The sequence below is a fragment of the Boudabousia liubingyangii genome (assembly GCF_001907245.1).
Classification (GTDB): domain Bacteria; phylum Actinomycetota; class Actinomycetes; order Actinomycetales; family Actinomycetaceae; genus Boudabousia; species Boudabousia liubingyangii.
Genome location: NZ_MQSU01000001.1, coordinates 479,696 through 496,417, shown reverse-complemented (window position 1 = coordinate 496,417; position 16,722 = coordinate 479,696). Strand labels below are relative to the sequence as shown.

At 55.7% G+C, this 16,722-nt stretch carries 12 protein-coding genes; 3 read left to right on the top strand and 9 right to left on the bottom strand.

Going from position 1 to position 16,722, the window contains the following annotated elements:
* The 8 genes from BSR28_RS02165 to BSR28_RS02130 all read right to left on the bottom strand — a co-directional run bounded on the left by BSR28_RS02165 (position 1) and on the right by BSR28_RS02130 (position 10,358).
* Entirely contained in the window at positions 1–1,731 is a 1,731-nt protein-coding gene (locus tag BSR28_RS02165) for an ABC transporter ATP-binding protein (protein WP_073713220.1), read from the bottom strand.
* Complete coding sequence (locus tag BSR28_RS02160; RefSeq protein WP_073713219.1) at positions 1,728–3,698, bottom strand: ABC transporter ATP-binding protein; 1,971 nt, start codon at positions 3,696–3,698, stop codon at positions 1,728–1,730. Before BSR28_RS02160 ends, BSR28_RS02165 begins: the two co-directional genes overlap by 4 nt.
* Before the next feature lie 77 nt (positions 3,699–3,775).
* Positions 3,776–4,384, bottom strand: a complete 609-nt coding sequence (locus tag BSR28_RS02155; protein ID WP_073713218.1) for a hypothetical protein — start codon at positions 4,382–4,384, stop codon at positions 3,776–3,778.
* A complete protein-coding gene (locus tag BSR28_RS02150; RefSeq protein WP_073713217.1) occupies positions 4,350–5,012 on the bottom strand; it encodes a hypothetical protein in 663 nt (220 codons plus the stop codon). Before BSR28_RS02150 ends, BSR28_RS02155 begins: the two co-directional genes overlap by 35 nt.
* Positions 5,013–5,276: 264 nt before the next feature.
* Entirely contained in the window at positions 5,277–5,561 is a 285-nt protein-coding gene (locus BSR28_RS02145) for a hypothetical protein (RefSeq protein WP_073713216.1), read from the bottom strand.
* Positions 5,545–6,321 (bottom strand): ABC transporter ATP-binding protein, encoded by a 777-nt coding sequence (locus BSR28_RS02140; RefSeq protein ID WP_073713215.1) that lies wholly within the window; start codon positions 6,319–6,321, stop codon positions 5,545–5,547. Before BSR28_RS02140 ends, BSR28_RS02145 begins: the two co-directional genes overlap by 17 nt.
* A gap of 246 nt (positions 6,322–6,567) precedes the next feature.
* Positions 6,568–8,298, bottom strand: a complete 1,731-nt coding sequence (locus BSR28_RS02135; protein WP_073713214.1) for an ABC transporter ATP-binding protein — start codon at positions 8,296–8,298, stop codon at positions 6,568–6,570.
* Positions 8,295–10,358, bottom strand: a complete 2,064-nt coding sequence (locus BSR28_RS02130; RefSeq protein ID WP_073713213.1) for an ABC transporter transmembrane domain-containing protein — start codon at positions 10,356–10,358, stop codon at positions 8,295–8,297. The genes BSR28_RS02135 and BSR28_RS02130 overlap by 4 nt, the downstream gene beginning before the upstream one ends.
* 244 nt (positions 10,359–10,602) lie before the next feature.
* Here BSR28_RS02130 and BSR28_RS02125 point away from each other — a divergent pair, with 244 nt between their 5' ends.
* Positions 10,603–11,022, top strand: a complete 420-nt coding sequence (locus BSR28_RS02125; protein ID WP_083562893.1) for an RNA-binding S4 domain-containing protein — start codon at positions 10,603–10,605, stop codon at positions 11,020–11,022.
* An 88-nt stretch (positions 11,023–11,110) separates the two neighbouring features.
* On the opposite strand, the gene BSR28_RS02120 is transcribed toward BSR28_RS02125, so the two are convergent.
* The gene (locus BSR28_RS02120) at positions 11,111–12,151 is read right to left on the bottom strand and encodes a LacI family DNA-binding transcriptional regulator (RefSeq protein WP_073713212.1); all 1,041 of its coding nucleotides are present in this window, start codon (positions 12,149–12,151) and stop codon (positions 11,111–11,113) included.
* Positions 12,152–12,645: 494 nt separating this feature from the next.
* Between BSR28_RS02120 and BSR28_RS02115 the strand changes: the two genes are divergently transcribed.
* Together BSR28_RS02115 and BSR28_RS02110 are read left to right on the top strand one after the other, a co-directional pair.
* Positions 12,646–14,847, top strand: a complete 2,202-nt coding sequence (locus BSR28_RS02115; protein ID WP_073713211.1) for a DUF5979 domain-containing protein — start codon at positions 12,646–12,648, stop codon at positions 14,845–14,847.
* Positions 14,848–14,914: 67 nt separating this feature from the next.
* The gene (locus BSR28_RS02110) at positions 14,915–16,717 is read left to right on the top strand and encodes a SpaH/EbpB family LPXTG-anchored major pilin (protein WP_073713210.1); all 1,803 of its coding nucleotides are present in this window, start codon (positions 14,915–14,917) and stop codon (positions 16,715–16,717) included.
* The last annotated feature ends 5 nt before the right edge of the window (positions 16,718–16,722 follow it).

Genomic DNA, 16,722 nt, shown 5'->3' with positions numbered 1-16,722 from the left:
CTATTTTTGTTGCCAAGCGGACCATAGATCCGAATAGGTCCCATTTTGGGATAGAAGTTCCTCATGCGAACCGAGTTCAATGATCCGGCCATCTTCCATCACACAGATCCGATCCGCGTCCTGAGCGGTAAATAACCGGTGCGCAATCATAATGACCGTCCGTCCTTCCAACACCTTCCCTAGGGCACGTTCTAGCGTCCGGGCAGAGGTCGGGTCCAGCATGGAGGTGGCCTCATCTAGGATCAGCGTGGATGGGTCGGCCAGCAGGATTCGCGCTAGGGCCAACTGCTGCGCCTGCGCACTGGTCAGCTCCATGGCCGAGGTCCCCAGTTTGGTATCTAGCCCCTCGGCTAGCTGGTGGGCCCATTCCGCCCCGATCTGGTCTAGGGCCTCCCACAGTTTTTCGTCCGAGGCCGCCGGGTCGGCCAGCCGCAGATTCTCCCGTAGGGTGGTGGTAAAGATATGGTGCTCCTGGGTGAGCAGGATGACCTGCCGGTGCAGTTCCGCTTCGGGCAGTTCGGTAACTTCCGCCTGGCCGATCTGTACCGAGCCACCAGTGGGGGCATCAATACCGGCGATCAGGCGCGCCAGGGTGGATTTACCCGCCCCGGAAGTACCCACGATCGCTAGGCGCTCGCCGGGTTTAATACTTAGGTTTAGCCCGTGCAGGACCTCATGATCAGCGCGGTAAGCGAAGGTGACATCCGCTAGGTCAATCTGGCTATTGGCGGGGGCAATATTTTTGGTCACCCGGTCATTGGGGACTAGCCCAATACCGGCAATACGCTGCATGGACGCCCACGCTACCTGCATATTGGTAATCCAGTACATGGCACTGGTCAGGGGTGCGCGCAGCTGTAGGGTCAACATGGTGACGGTAGTGACCGTACCAATGGTGGCCCAACCGCGGGGAATGAACAGAGCCCCAAGGATCACGGTGAACAGTAGTGGCAGCATCACTAGGGTGTTGACGGCACCCATGGAGCGGGCCCGAGTGTAACCGGTGGTGGCCTGCAGGTTCCACATGGAGCGCCCAATTTGGTGCAGCCGCTTTACGCGCGTGGGCACTAGCCCCTGGGCTTCGATAATGCGCGCCCCGCCGGCGTTTTCACTGATCTGACCGGAAACATTGGCGACCATGCCCGCATTGGCTTGGATGATGGCGCTCATGTGGGAGAAGTGCCAGCGCATGGTGTACAGGATTGGAACCAGTGCGACCAGTAGCGTCCACCCTAGTGAGGGCGCCACTAGCAGTGCTGTCACATAGGTGACGATCGCGGTGAGTAGTAGCTGAATAATGGAGACTAACCCCTGGGTCATGAAGCCTTGGATGCGGCGCACATCGTAGGTGACGCGCCCCAGTAGGTCGCCCGAACCGGAGCTTTCCACTACCGATAGGGGTAGGTGCGTGGCCTGAGTGATGACCTGGTCCCGTAGGGTTTGGAACATATCTTCCGCGACGATCCCGCCAAGGAGTTCGGCAATGTAGTTGAAGATTATTCGGATGATCACCAGGATCACCATGGCGGTGATGGCCCAAGAGATAATGCGTGTATCCCGCCCGGCGGCAATCCAGTCTAGGGTTTTACCGGTCAGCCACGGCAGGGCGGTGGCAAAGACAATGCCCAAAAGCTGGGTCGCAAATGAGGCCCCCATGAGCTTCCGGTGCTGGTAGATGAGGCGTCCGAAGGCTTTGCGGGTTTCGGTATTTGAGGCGACGGGGAGTTTCATACGTTTTCACCTGCCCGTGCCATTAGCTGACGGTAAGTGTCGCCAGCGGCATCACCTGCCGGGGCTGCCATTAGTTCGTGGTGCGTGCCGGCACCTAGGTACTTACCTTCCCGGTCTAGGACAATCACCCGGTCTGCGTGTTGCAGCAGGAGCGGGGAGGAACTGATGAGGACCGTGGTTTTACCTTTTCGGCATTCAGCTAGGTTTTCCCCGATCCGGTTTTCAGTATTCGCGTCCAGGGCGCTGGTGGGCTCTACTAGGATCAGGATGGGGGCGCCGGTGGCGAGGGCGCGTGCGAGGGCGAGGCGCTGGCGTTGCCCACCAGAGAGGTTACGTCCCTTTTCTAGCAGCATCCCATCTAGGTCGTCCCCTAGGGATGAAGTAATATCCGCGCAGGCGGCGGCCTCTAGGGCCTTCCATAGTTGCGGGTCGTGATCGTGGTTTTGCCAGTCAGGTAGTCGGACCTGCTCACTTTGGGGGCTCATTTGGAGCGTGTAGTCAGCCATGACTTCCTGGGCGGTCATTACGGGTGGGGTTTGGGCTTTTGCACCCAGGAGGTTTTGTCGTAGGGAGCCGGCGAAGATTTCGGCCTCACCATGACTGTAGGTCACTAGGTTTCGTACAGTCTTTAAGGGTAGGGATGCTAGCGGTACTGAACCTAGGGTGGCGGTGGTGCCGGGGTGTAGTCGTGCTAGGTTTTGGGCGTGTACGTCAGCTGCGGAAAGGTCTGGGCCGGTAATTGCCGTGTAGGTTCCCGGGGCTACGCTCACTTGCGTATTGGGAATCTCTAGGGTGGTACCGGCGATTCCTGCTGGTGCTGCCTGTCCCGCCTGCGGGTTGGGGAACATGGGCGGAATTTCAAGGATCTTGCTGATGCGTCCGGCAGAGACCTTGGCGCTCACATAGTTCATGGTGGCGCTAATAATCGTGTTGGTCGCAGCCTGTAGGTAGGTGGTCATGCCGAAGAAGGCAATCAGGGTGCCGGCACTTAGGTTCCCGGCGTAGACCTGCCAGGCGCCGATCGCAATGATGAGGGTTTGGAACACTGCGGGGGCAGAGATCCGCAGCGTGAGCATGGTGGCGTTCAGGGGTACTACCTTGACGCCTTTATCGCGGGTGGCCTGTGAGGCTTCCCGATAGGTGTCACAGAAGCGATCTTCACCGCCCAGGCCGCGTAGGATGCGCAGGCCCAGGATGGCGTCATTGGCGGTGGTGTTGAGCTGGGCCCTGGAGTTCTGGGCGGTTTTCATTTTTCGGCTCAGGGGTACCGCTAGGCGGGTGATTAAGAAGATCACTAGGGGCATGCCGATCATGACGATTAGCCCCAGCATCAGGGAAGAGCGGATCATAATCCAGCCGATGATCACAATGGTCACGCAGGCCGCAAAGAAAGCCGGCAGGAACACGAACAGGCCCGCAATATTGGAGGCGTCATCAGTGGCGGCGGTTAGCACGTCACCGGTGCCTACCTTGCGGCTGGTGGCAATCCCGTTCGTGAGGGCTTTTTGACCCACCGCATTACCGATGTAGGTGCTATTGCGGAAGTTCAGGGCCACGTTACCCAGCTGGTCCACGGACCAGAAAATGCCGGTCAGGATAATCGCTACCAGTAGTGCCACTGACCAGGGAATCAGGTGCGGGCCTAGGCCTTTTTCGATTCCGGAGTCGATGATCTTACCGACAATAATCGGCATGGCTAGGCCAGAAAGGCGCAAACCCAGGGCAGTAATGAAGGACAGGGCTAGGGCTTTTCGGTTCTTCTTCACCAGATGCCACAGGATGCCCTTGGGGCTATCCCCGATCTCTTCAACCAGTTCCGGGGTGTCCAGAATCTTGGGGGCAAAGCGTGGCTGGGGGACCACTGGCGGAACCTCTAGCTTTAAACGCTGAGCTTGGGCAATATACGGGGACCCGGCGGGGGCGGGGAAGATGGGTTTTTCACGACCAACAGACTGTTCAGGACTCACGCATAGTATTCTACCGGCTGGTTTGGGGCTCTTTGGTGACCGCTTCGGGGTTAATTGTGGATAGTGAGGAACCTGAATTAGTCATTTTTGGGTTCAGTAAAAACGTAGACGTTCAGGGAAACCATGAGGATTACGGTAAATACTAGTAGCGCCCATAGACTGTCAGCTGGTAGCAGTGGGATTGCCCAAATGTGCGCGTTAGCTTCTTGATTATAGGTGCCACCTAGCCACATTAGGATGCCTAGCAGGATATTTGGAAACCAGGCAAAACGGGGCCAAAATAGGGTGGCCCAGAGGATTGTGAGGCTAGTTCCTAAAAGCAGGTTTCTGCTAAAGACCCATAAGAGTTCCGGTGATTGATAGTAGAAAATACTTAAGCTTGCGGTCAGGCTAATAAAAATCAGGTTGGCTAGGAAAAACCAAGAAAGTTTGAGTTTTCGGTAACTGCGAATGGGTGCCAGATTCTCTAACTCTGGATTTAGGGGTTGAAAGTAGGGGGTGATTAAGCTTCCGCAAATAAATGACAGTAGGTTGGCGTAGATGATGCTGCGTTGGGGTAGAAATGTTAGGGCGGTGGGCCAGTTAGGGGCAGAAAATAGCACTAGGGTGGCCAGTAGGGAAGCGAGTGGCAGGTATTTTATTTGTCGAGCTTTAACGAACGTGGCAATAGTGTTTAAAGTAATCATGGAGTTCAGTTTTGATTTCGTTGACTGCTGGTGGCCGGTAGGTAGCGTGTAGTGCCCCGGGCGTGGTTTTATTGCTTAGGTAGGCAGTTAAGCGGTAGTAGAGGTCAACTTTTTCTGCCGACATTTCTGTGGTTTCCAGTTCCCGGAAGTAGGGGGAGCAGAAAGTAAGTGCAGCGGAAATGGATTGGGCGGCGGCCACGACTGGATCTTCAGTGGGGTTAAAATAGCTGGGTATAAGCAGGACATCAGGCTGGTTTTTAGTTGGCCCCAGGATTAGTTGCTTCGTGGGTAGGCTTAGGGGTTTGAGTCGTTCAATTAGGGGGTTTAGTTCGGTTGTAAGTTGGGGTAGCTGGTATTTTTGTTCAGCCGGGGTGCAGATTTTGGTGGTTTGGTCTGTGGCGTTAAGGCATGCCCACGCCGTGGGCGGCATAGGCTCAAGGTATTCTTCCGGTTCGGTAGTGATGGTAAAGATTCCTAGGGCGATTGCTATTACCCCGATGGGTAGATTATTTTTTAGGGGAACTTCAGTCAGAGCGGCAATGAGCCAGCAGCTAGTTAGGCTGACAGAAATACATAGTGCCAGAACGTGTAGGACTTTAAAGTAGGTGGTTTGGTGGTCAATTAACATTGTGTGACCAATGTTTGTGTAGGCAAATATGCCTTGAAAAAGTGGGGGTTTTTGAACGTGTAGGTACCAGATGGCCACGATTACCAGTGGTGGGGTGAAGAGTTTTGGTACTAGGGTGGCTACGGCACTTCCAAAGCAGGCAAACGTGTAGGGGATTAGTAGCGTGGGAATCAGGGTGCTAAGCAGGTTGATGCTGGGTGTGGAACCTTTGTAGAGGGGGATTATTAGTGAGATGGCCAGTGAGGTCAGGTAGCCTGCTATTGCTCAAGTGGCCAGTTGGAATCCTGGTTGGGTTAGGACTTTTAACTGTTTTTGTGGGCGTAGGGTTTTGATTAGTTCTTGACTGGGGTTCTGCCAGAGTCGCAGCGTGTAGAAGCTTGCTAGGCCTCCCACTAGTGACCCGGGGATTAGGGTGGTGGTGTTGACATTGCTGGTCGCGGTGGCAACGGATTCAAAACTTATGGGGGCGTCGTTGATTAAAAAGAAAACGGTGAAAGCGACCCAGATTCCAAAAATTAGGGCCCCTAGGTAGTTAACGCTGCGGGGCATGGGGGTGGTTACTTTCAATGACGTGAAGGAAGCCTCTTTCTAAGTCAGAGGCGTCAGGATTCAGGTTTTCAGCTTTTTGACCCAAATTGATTAACTCTTGGGTAGTGTTGTGCCAGATTATTTGGCCGTTTTGGATGATCAGTATGCGATCGGCTAGGTAGCGTAAGTCTTCGACTATATGGGTGGACCAGAAGATGGTTTTTCCGTTTGCGTGGGTTTTTATTAGGTCCCGGAAGGCAATTCGTTGTTGGGGGTCTAAAGCTACGGTGGGTTCATCTAAAATTAGGATTTCTGGGTTTGTGAGTAGTGATTGGGCTAGAAAGATTCTTTTTTGTTCCCCACCGGACAGTGATTTTAGGGGCCGCGTGATTAAGTTCAGACAGTTTGTTTGGGATAGTACTTGGGTTACGCGTTCAGTTTGGGAGGTTTTAGGTACGTCTCTAAGTGCAGCAAAATAGGTAAGGAATGTTTTGACTGTGGTTTCCCCGGGCCAATAGGGGTTTTGGGGTAGGTAGCCAACATGTTGTTGATAGTCAGAACGGTCTTGTCTGGTTTTTAGTGGTTTATCTAGGTAACGGATTTCCCCTGAAGTGGGTTGGGTGATTCCAGCTAGTAAACGTAAAAGGGTGGTTTTACCTGACCCATTCGGTCCCAGTATGCCAATAAATTCTTGATCGCTTTTGAAAGAGATGGATTTTAAGGCTGGTTGGTTGCGTCCGTACGCGAAGGAAACCTCAGATAATGTTAGCTTTGAGGTCATCACGAACCTCATTTCTTTGAGATTGAATTGCGGTTATCAGGCCTTACAGTTGTTCCGGCAAAAGCTGATGGTATTGCAACTATAAAACCTAGCGATAGTATCGCGAGAATAATTCTTCGAAGCATTCTGGCGGATCTAGACTCTATTGGACCTCTATAGGAATTTGAATTCCTAACTTTTTTCAATGTCATCTTTGACCTCCAGGCGGATAAGGGGAAAATACTTCCGGCAGGTTTTAATGTCAAATTACTGTGCGGTCCACGCTTCCCACAGGTGCGCGTAGCGGCCTCCGGCGGCGACCAGCTCATCATGGGTGCCTAGTTCGGCAATCTGCCCATCCTCCATGACACAAATCCGGTCCGCGTCCTGGGCGGTAAATAGGCGGTGCGCGATCATCACTACGGTCCGTCCCTGCAGTACCTGCCCTAGAGCGTGTTCAATATCGCGTGCACTATTCGGGTCCATCATGGAGGTCGCCTCATCCAAAATCAGCGTATGTGGATCCATCAACACTAGGCGCGCTAAAGCGACCTGCTGGGCCTGACTGGGAGACAAGTGCACCTGGGAAGCCCCCAGGTTCGTTTCTAAACCGTCAGGCAGATCCCGCACCCAGGTCGCTCCCACTGCTTCCAAGGCTGACATTAGCTCCTCCTCGGTGGCATCCGGGGCAGCCAACTGGAGGTTCTGCGCTAGGGTTGCGTCAAAAATGTGGTGCTCCTGGGTCAGTAGGGCCACCTGCTTGTGCAGGGCGTCCTCGGCCAAATCGCCAATTGCCACATCCCCAACCGTCAAGGTGCCGCCCGTGGGCAGGTCAATGCCCGCCAGCAGGCGCGCCAAGGTGGACTTACCCGCCCCGGAAGTACCCACAATCGCCAGGGTCTCACCCGGTTCCAGGCGCAGGTCCAGACCCTTTAAGACCTCCGGGCCGTTACCGTACCGGAAGCGCAAATCTTGCATCTCCCAGGCTTTCCCAGTCACGGAAGTAACGCTGGGAGCGCGGTCCGCGGGGACCGTCCCCACCCCCAAAATGCGGGAGAGGGAAGTCTGCGCGTACTGGATTTGGTCAATCCAAAAGGTGGACTCGTCAATCGGGTAACGCAGGGTCAACACGTACAGGAAGATCGTGGTCAGTTCCCCGGTGCTGACCAGCCCGTGACTCTTCAGGTAGCCACCCCAGCCAATCACCGCCAACAGCGGGAACAGCACGTTCAACTGGGTGACGCCCAGCAGCCAAAAGCGTAGCCAAGCCGTGTAACGCTCGTTATTGAAAATAGTGGTCAGGCTATGGCGTAGACGGCGATTCCGCAGGGGCACTAGGCCCAGGGATTCTAAGTGCTCGGCCTGTTCGGCGTTCTCTGAGATCTGCCCGTTTACTTCCGCCCACATGGCACTGCCCGCCTGGTAGGCAGGAATCGCCTTGGGGAAGTACCAGCGTCCCAGTGGCCACATCCCCAGCAGCGGCAGGAACAGGACCGGCGCCAGCAGGGGTGAGGTCCAGAAGGCCAGCACGTAGGTGACGATCACCGTGGCCAGCAGGGACAGCATGGCCCCTAGGCCGCGGCGGAAGAAGAAGTCAATCCGGTCAATATCCTTCGTGATGCGTCCCAGCATGTCACCGGTGCCCGCGTTTTCAACCGTGCCTAGGGGCAGTTTGAGCAGGTCACGCATCAGGTTGGTGCGCAGCGTATGGAAGGAGCGCTCGCCGAAAATCTGCCCGGCGTACTCGCCCACAAAAGTACAGACCAGTTGAATCAGCACTAGGGCCGCGAAGGCCCAAATATAGGTGGTCACCTGTGCACTGTTAGTCCCGTGAGTGATCTGGTCTAGGAGCTTACCGACCAGGAAGGGGATGGCGACGGCCGCCCCGGCGGCGGCCAGTTGCGCCACGGTGGTGACGGAGAGGATTTTCCAGTTGGTTTTGGCGATCTTCGCGGCGCCGCGCCACGTATCGCGAGTGTTAGCTAGTGGGAGTTTCATGCGTTTCCCCTTCCGGTTAGGGCCCGGTAGGCGGAGTTTCGTTGGAATAGTTCATGGTGCGTGCCCGTGTCTTGAACCTGCCCGTCGGGGCCTAGGAAGATCACGTGGTCCGTGTGGTGCAAGACCAGCGGGGAGGCGGTCGCAATAATGGTGGTTTTGCCGTTTCGGTGCGCTTTAAGGTCCTCGGCGACCTGGTTTTCGGTATTCGCATCGAGGGCGCTGGTGGGCTCCACCAGGATCAGGTTGGGGCTCTGCTGGGCCAGGGCGCGCGCTAGGGAGACGCGTTGGCGTTGGCCACCAGAAAGATTACGTCCCTTTTCGGTGATCAGGCCGTCTAGGCCCAGTTGTAGGGAGCCCATGACGTCCGCGCAGGCCGCAGCTTTTAGGGCGCCTAGGAGCTTATCGTCCAGGTCCTTCCGCTGCTGGTCTTGGAGTTTGAACTGATTGTCATCCAGCCGGTTTTGCAGGGTATTCCAGGCCAGCAGTTCACCCGGGCTGAGCGGCTTAGCGGCTCTGGCTTTGCGTCCCAGTAGGCCTTCCCGCAGGGTTCCGGCGAAAAGCCCGGCTTCCCCGTGTGAGTACAGGAGGTTGGTGCGCACCCACTTGAGTGGCATTTCCGTTAGCGGCTGCCCGTTTAGGGTGGCGGGAGTGTGCTCGTCTAGGCGGGCGAAACGTTTAGCTACCTGCGCGCTGTGGTCCGGTTCGGCACAGACCAGGGCGGTTAGTTTCCCGGCGGGCGCCTGGGCGCCAGAGATCGGGTCGGCCAGTTCCCCATAGGGTTCCGAGGGGGCTTCCGAGTCCGCGTTATCGTTCAGTTTGCGGGGGACCGCATTTAGGGCGGCAATCTTCCGGGCTGAGACCCACGCCTTGGGGCCAATGATGATGAGCCAGCTTAGGCGCATCATGAAGGTGTTGATAATGCCGGTGAGCCCAAAGAAGGCGACCAGTTGGCCGGGTTCTAGGCGGCCAGCGTAGATTTCGGCACTACCGATCCCCAGGATGATCGCGGTGACGATCGCGGGGGAGGCCTGACGCATTACCGCGCTTAGCGAGTTTAAAGTGGCCATGGCAATGCCGGTATCGCGCAGGCGCTCAGACTGCTTTTCGTAGCGGGCCAGGTAGCGACTTTCTGCCCCTAGGCCGCGCAGGATGCGTAGGCCCATGACCGCGTCATTAGCGACGGTGGTCAGGGTGCCACTTTCGGTTCGGCGGGCATCGATGCGCTTATGTAGCGGCTTAGAGATCAGGCTGGAAATCCCAGAGAATAGTGGGATTGAAAGCAGGACCGCCAGGCCCATAGGGATGTTGATAGAGAACATGTACCAACAAACCCCAAGGGCCACTAGCAGGGCCGAGAGGGTATGGGCGCTACTCTCATAGAACATCGCCAGGTTATAAGCATCGGTTTCGACAGTTTGGACCACGTCACCGGAACTGATCTCTTGGCTGATGGCATGCCCGTTAGTGACCGAACGGGAGGCAGTCCGGTCAATATCGTCAAAGCAGGCCCGCTCTGAAGTAATCAGCGTGATCATCTGCATGAAACCGTAAAGCGTACTGGCCACCAAAATATTGAGCAGCAGGTACAGGGTCGGTAACCACAGGGCCTTACTGAGGCCGTGAATGATCAGCTGATCCAGCAGGTACCCGGCAGTAATCGGCAGCAGGCTGGTGGAGCCGTACTGGACGAACCCGTAGAGCAGGTTGCCGAGGAAGCGTTTCCAGCTTTGCTTACCGGTGTGGACCAGTACTTTCTTCCGGGTATCCAGGGTGCCCGGGTCCGTCAGGTCGAAGGTCTGCGAGTAAAGCGGGCCCCAGTTAGGTTCGCCCGCTACCGGGGGGACGGGAATATTTAGGGCCTGAGCTTCCTCGTAATAGGTAGAGCTGGACTTGATGGCCTGCGCGGATTCGGGCGCTAGGTAGCCGTCCGTTAAATAGTTGGCAGCCGAATAGTTGTCACCCAAATTGTTGTCAGCCGAATAGTTTTCAGCCAAAAAGTTTCCAGCCAGTGCGCCTGCGGAAGTAGGCTGTGGGGTGGAGGAATTCTTAGAGTTAAACATGATTTCTTTTCTACGTTTTAAAGCTGTTTGTTCAGGCGGCTAGGTTTTAGGGAACATGAGCCGCTCGCTTGGGGCGCTAGCCCTTTGGCCACTTTGACTGTTATTGACAGCCGGTGGCGCGCGTTTTTAGTAGAAAAGGATCGTCATCATGTTTACAGGCTATTAGTGTCTAAAGTGCCCTGCAAGTTGAACTTAAAAGATAAGGTAAAATCAGGTCTACAATCCGAAAAGGAAGGGAGCGGTGATGCAGACTGAAGGTAGCGTCCGGGTGGATGTCTGGCTTTGGGCTGTCCGACAGATAAAAACCCGCTCCCTGGCCACCACCGAATGCAAGGCTGGGCACGTCCGCGTCAACGGGGATACTGCTAAACCCGCCCAAAAGATCAAGGTGGGGGACGAGGTTCGCTACCGCTTCCAAGGTTTTGACCGGATCCTTGAGGTGACGGGTCTAATCCAGAAACGTACCTCGGCCCCGAACGCGCAGGCCTGCTATATCGACCATTCGCCGCCTAGGCCGACGAAGCTGACCGCCCCGGCCCCGATTATCCGGGCGCGCGGAACCGGCCGCCCCACTAAGAAGGAGCGCCGCGAGTTGGAGCGCTTTATGGCCGCCCAGCGGGCCGCTGCCCTAGAGATGCCCTGGGATTTTCCCGAGGACGCTTAGCCGCAACCTATCCGGAAACGTCACTTTTTGGTGGCTGTTACGTATACCTTTAGGGGACGTGGTTGTCCTGTGGGGCCCAGTTTAGCGCTTACTTTTCGGGTACTTCGCGGGTGGTTTTGCGCGGGACAAAAACCGCTGCCGGTGCCGTATCTACACTTACTTCTTCCCCCTGAATTAGTTGCGTTAGTGCTTTAACTGCACGCTTGGCTAGCTCTTCATAGGGCTGACGGAAGGTACTAAGCTGTGGCATCATCTGCTGGGTAAAAGACGCCCCATCAAAGCCAATGACCTGTAGATCTTCGGGGACTTCTAGGTTCCGGTCCTTTGCCCACTTGAGGATCATGGGGGCAAAGAAGTCCGCCGTGGTAAAGATTGCATCGATAGGGGTTTCTTCGTGCAGTCGATCCAACTGCTGGGCAATCTCTTTTTCTAGGTCTTGCGGACTGATGTTATGGGCAATAACCAGTTCTCGGATTGGTAAATCCTCTAGTTTGGCACCCAGCTGGAAACCCTTCCGGCGGGGATCTTGGTCAGTTCCGATAGGACGAAGAATCAGGGCTTGTTTACTGCCAGTTTGGGCAAAGTGCTTCGCTGCCCGGGCGCCAGATTCCGTGTTGTCACACTGAATATTTGGGATTCCGGGGTCCATTTGGGGCTGCGACATGGTGACCAAGGGCAGCTTACCGAAGGGGAAATCGGGCAGGAAGTCAAGGGGCGCACCAGAGATGACACCGTCCACTCGGGCGTTGAGTAGCGTATCAATGACCCGCTTATCGTGCTCTTCGTCCAAGCAGGTATTAAAGGTTAGTGGCTGCATGCCGGCTTCCAGGACGAACATTTCTACGGCTGCTGAAAGATCTACATAGTAGGCGTCGCACATGGTGGGGAAGACCAGGGCGACACTATTAGTCTTCTGCTGACGTAAGGAACGAGCGACACTGTTAGGACGGTAGCCTAGGATCCGCATCGCGTCGGTCACCGCAGTTCGAGTTGTAGCACTAACCGCTCCGCGATCATTTAGCACGCGAGAGATAGTCGTGATTGAAACGCCGGCCAGTTTTGCCACGTCACCAATAGTGGGTGCGCGGTGACCGTCGAAAATGTCTCTAAACTCTTCTTTTACATCCATGTAACCTGACGCCCTTTCTAACTAGAGCAAGTACTTACTCCTTATCTGGAAGATGCTCTATCGGAAGTGACTAGTGGTTAATAGGAACCAATCGTTCCAATAGAAAATGAATGGATATTAACCTTTTTAGGTATTGCTGCACAAGTGGGTGTTAAGGTCCTAAAGGACGGTGAATGATTGATTATAAAATGATTGTTTTCACTCATATTTGGTGAAAAAATAGCCACAGCGCAGGGGATGTAAACGTTTGCACGTCAAGCGCAAAACCTTGTATTTTCTTACAAAATATTTAATGAAAATGCGGTTTCGGCACGGCTCCATCTCAATAATTGTGCTTTATTTTACATCTGTTGTTTGTTTTTCTGAACAATAACTCACAAAACCCGAAATTTTCACCGTCTCATCTGGATTGACATTCGAACGTCACCGCTAGGTTATGACAATCATCCAGTGCGATCACTGGCGCTCAAAACCCCATAAACCAGGAGACACCGGTGAAAATCACCCCGAAACGACGAACTTTTAGCCTCTGGGCCACGGCTCTGATTGCCGCCTTCGGTATGGCTATCGCCCTGCCCGGTGGTACCCCCGCGCGGGCAGAAGGTGAACTACCCAGGATCCAAATTGGAGAGGTAGGCATGGCCATGTCTAACCCCACTATTAGCCAAAAAGAAAACAGCCCACGATATACCAATTATGACTGCATCTTTGGCGGATTAGGCACCGATGACACGACCATTAGCTCCAACTTTGATGGTTCAAGAGAAACCTGGACCCCAGCTGACGAAAGCTGGGTAAAAGTAAAAACCGGACAAAAAACCAATAGCTGGTCCTATGTCAGTCACGGTAAACCTGTCTACGGAATCTACGGTGCTGGATCTTCAGCCTACGCTCACTGTCCGCCACAAATGCACGTCGAAAATCAGTCCGCAGTAGGCGTGCAACCAAATAACCCGGGCAGCGTCTCGCTAGGCGAGACCTTTTTGCTAGGGAAGATCCGCCACCGTAACAATGACCTCTGGGCTACTTACGGGCCCACTGGAGACTACCTACTCTGGTTCCACGGCGACTTTCAAATCAGCATTGGTGGGAAAACCGACACTTTCCCCTGGGATCAGTGGGAAACCTTTAACACTTGCGACGTAAATGTTGACCCTGATCAAAATCGCTGCTCCGACGACATCCTGAAGATCAAGAAGAACCACTCTGAACGAATCTTTGTTGACCAAAACGGAGTCCGCTACTTCCTGAACATCTGGGGTTTCGTCCCCGCCCTAGCAGACGGAACTTGCCCTACAGACCCGGGCTTGACGCGTCCTCGGACTAAATTTATTACCAGTGAACGGAAAGATACCAATGCCTGCATTTACGCCTCCTTCAACCAGCAGCGCAGTATCCGCCTAGCTAAAACCGTCACCCACGGCCCCGGAATCAGCGACCAAACGGAAATCCCCAATTTTAACCTCAGCGCGGAAGCAGAAAACACCGTCTTCGATAGTTATAAAACCTGGCGCCTGCGCCCCCAAAGCTACGGTCCGGCCGGCACGGTCACCTCACCCGATAACGACCGTTTCACCTACACCGTCGGCATGGGCGAAAGCTACGCGACCGAAGACAAGCTACCCACAAGTCGATTCGGAAGCTGGCAACTAACCGACATCACCTGCACCGACCGGGACGGAAAGAACGTGCCCATCCCGCAGGAGGCCAAAGACCTAGCCGCCCGACGACTAGACCTAAACGCCCTAGGAGCAGCCAAAACCGGGGCCGAACAGGAGCTCACCTGTACCTTCCACAACCACCTAGCGGCGCCACCGAAACTGGCAGAAGGGACCCTAAAGATCCAAAAAACCCTCAACGATGAAAACCAGGGCCTAAAGAATCCCAACCAGGAATTCACCGTCAACTACCGGTGTGAAACCACCGCCACCCCCGGGCTAGTCATGCCCCAACCGGCAGTGCCCCTCAGTGGTAGCGTCAAAATCACCACCCAAAAACCGGCCCTTATCGAGCACCTACCAGCCGGGGCCAACTGCAGCTTCAATGAAAGCGAACCCCGGGCGGAATGGCTAAAAGACGAAAACTACCACTGGGAAGCCCCTCAAATCACTCCCCAGCAGGTCCAGGTAGCCGCCGGCAAAACCGTAACAGTCACGGTAAATAACCGAATCCGTTACGAAAAGCCCATCCCGCCCTCGTTCCCCATCCAAATCCAAAAACTAGGCAGTCAAGGACCCCTAAAAGGTGCCCAGTTCACCATCCATGCCGACCAAAACGGCAAAATCGGCGAACCCCTCAAAGCCCAACTGCAGGTCCAAGCCAATGGCGCCACCTTCATCTCTGAACCACTACCAAGCGAACAGCACTACTGGCTCAAAGAAACCCAAGCGCCCTTCGGTCACCGACTACTAGCCCAAGCAGTCCGATTCGAAGTCACCCAGAGTGGGATCAAAATCGATGCCCCCAAGCCCGCCCCTGCGGCCGGCAACACGCTTCAAATCGACAGCTTCCAAAGCGTCAAAGTCAACCCCAAGAATCCCTTCCAGATTCAGGTCACTGACTCTGAAATCGGGGAGCTACCCAAGGCTGGCGCCCTGGGCAACTGGCCCTACGCCATGGCCGCCCTAGGCCTAGCCCTAAGTGCCCTGATAGTGCAGAAAAACCAAAAGAAAACCCAACCGAAAAACCACCAATAACCTAGGCGATTTGCCGAAATCAACCCCGGAAAACCGGGAAAACAGGAAATAAACCCCAGGAGGATTCATGCGTCGCATGACAACACACAACCGCCGCCCCCAAGTACTGGGCACCAGCCTAGCCTTAGCGGCCCTAACCCTAGGGGCAGCCGTTGCCCCCGCCCACGCAGAAGACTATGCCCCCGCAGTCAGCACCCCCTCGGGTCCCGCGGTCAGCACCGTCGACGCCCAACAAGACGGCAAGGCCGCCCTGACCGTCCACAAGTACCAGCAGCCCGAGCAGGACACTAACCTGCCCGCAGACGGGATGGAACTAAATGCCGACGCCCTAGCCGGAAAACAGCTCCAGCCCCTACCCGGAATCCGTTTCAAACTAAAGCGCGTCCCCAACGTGGACCTCAAAACCCTAGCCGGCTGGGAAGCCACCGCCCAAATCCAGCAGCGCGTCAAAACTGAAGGTGCCGAGGCCGTAGCCAAGAACCTCGACCTCGAATGGAAGGGCGCACAGGAAACCGGCGAGGACGGTACCGTCAACTTCACCGACCTGCCCCTAGGCCTGTACTACGTAGAAGAAGACCTAGACCGTTCGAGCAGCGCGAAAAAGGGTGGCGTCACCCCCTCGGCCCCCTTCTTCGTGACCCTACCGCTAACCAATACCCAAACCCGCGACCGCTGGGTCTACCAGGCCCACGTCTACCCCAAGAACGCCCTCACCGAGGCCACTAAGGCCGTCACCGATGAAGGCACCACCGCCGTTGGTGACACCCTCAAGTACACCGTTGACGCAGCCATCCCGCGAGTGGAGAAACTACGCAACTACCAGATCATCGACCCGCTAGATAAGCGCCTAAACTACCTGGCCGACCAAACCAAGGTCACCCTAGAAGGCAGCAACCAGGCCCTAGCTGACGGTGACTACACCATCGGCTCCTTCAAGCGTGAGACCGACGGCAAAACCTACGTGACCATCGAGTTCACCGAAAGCGGCCGCGCCAAGCTAGCTGCCGCCCGCAAAGCCGGCGACCAGAACACCAAGGTCCGCGTCGTCATCAGCGCCCAAGTGACCTCCCTAGGTGAAGACGGCAAGATCGAAAACGAAGCCCGACTAATCCCCAACGAACCCAGCGTTCCGTGGAATAAGGATTCCGGTCCCAGTACCCCGAAGGACCCCGATCCGAAGGATCCCGAAGGCCCCAACCCGCCTCCCGGTGACCCCTGGAAGCCCGGCGTGCCCACCAATACCGTAATCTCCAAGTTTGGCCGCATTGCCCTCACGAAGGGTTCCACCGTGGATGAGGCCGCCCGCCTCGAAAACGCCAAGTTTGAGGTTCACGCCTGCCGCATTTCGGCGCAGGCCGTAGCTCGCCTAAACGTCAACACCGCCTCTGCTTTTGGTGTTCACGAGGAAGTCGAAGAACTTAGCAAGACCGCAATCCCGGTCGGGATGGCACCTGAGGATACGCCACGCGCCACTGAATTCGCGACCGGAAAGAACGGCCAGGTAACTATTGATGGCCTGAAGTACAACGACTGGAAGAATGATAGCGCTGCGAAGAACGGCCAGGTAGACCTGACCGATCCGAAGTCTTACGGCCAGTTCAACGCTTACTGCCTAGTGGAAACTCAGGCTCCGGAAGGGTATGAACTCCTACCGCAGCCCATCCCGTTCCTGGTCACTGAGCAGACCATGGCGGGTACCCAGAACGCGACTCTACCGGTCACCATTAAGGACATCCCCAAGCGGGGCGGGTTCGAGCTTCCCGTCACCGGTGGCAATGGCATCACCATTGCTGCCACCGCCGGTGGTTTGCTAATGGCTGGTGGAGCCTTGGTCGCGTGGCGTCGACGTCGCGATAACGCCCACAACTAGGGATT

Excerpts from the sequence above, each read along its gene's own strand:
- BSR28_RS02140 (WP_073713215.1), bottom strand. The coding sequence starts at position 6,321 with ATGACCTCAAAGCTAACATTATCTGAGGTTTCCTTCGCGTACGGACGC.
- BSR28_RS02155 (WP_073713218.1), bottom strand. The coding sequence starts at position 4,384 with ATGATTACTTTAAACACTATTGCCACGTTCGTTAAAGCTCGACAAATA.
- BSR28_RS02145 (WP_073713216.1), bottom strand. The coding sequence starts at position 5,561 with ATGCCCCGCAGCGTTAACTACCTAGGGGCCCTAATTTTTGGAATCTGG.
- BSR28_RS02165 (WP_073713220.1), bottom strand. The coding sequence starts at position 1,731 with ATGAAACTCCCCGTCGCCTCAAATACCGAAACCCGCAAAGCCTTCGGA.
- BSR28_RS02130 (WP_073713213.1), bottom strand. The coding sequence starts at position 10,358 with ATGTTTAACTCTAAGAATTCCTCCACCCCACAGCCTACTTCCGCAGGC.
- BSR28_RS02110 (WP_073713210.1), top strand. The coding sequence starts at position 14,915 with ATGCGTCGCATGACAACACACAACCGCCGCCCCCAAGTACTGGGCACC.
- BSR28_RS02120 (WP_073713212.1), bottom strand. The coding sequence starts at position 12,151 with ATGGATGTAAAAGAAGAGTTTAGAGACATTTTCGACGGTCACCGCGCA.
- BSR28_RS02125 (WP_083562893.1), top strand. The coding sequence starts at position 10,603 with ATGCAGACTGAAGGTAGCGTCCGGGTGGATGTCTGGCTTTGGGCTGTC.
- BSR28_RS02150 (WP_073713217.1), bottom strand. The coding sequence starts at position 5,012 with ATGTTAATTGACCACCAAACCACCTACTTTAAAGTCCTACACGTTCTG.
- BSR28_RS02135 (WP_073713214.1), bottom strand. The coding sequence starts at position 8,298 with ATGAAACTCCCACTAGCTAACACTCGCGATACGTGGCGCGGCGCCGCG.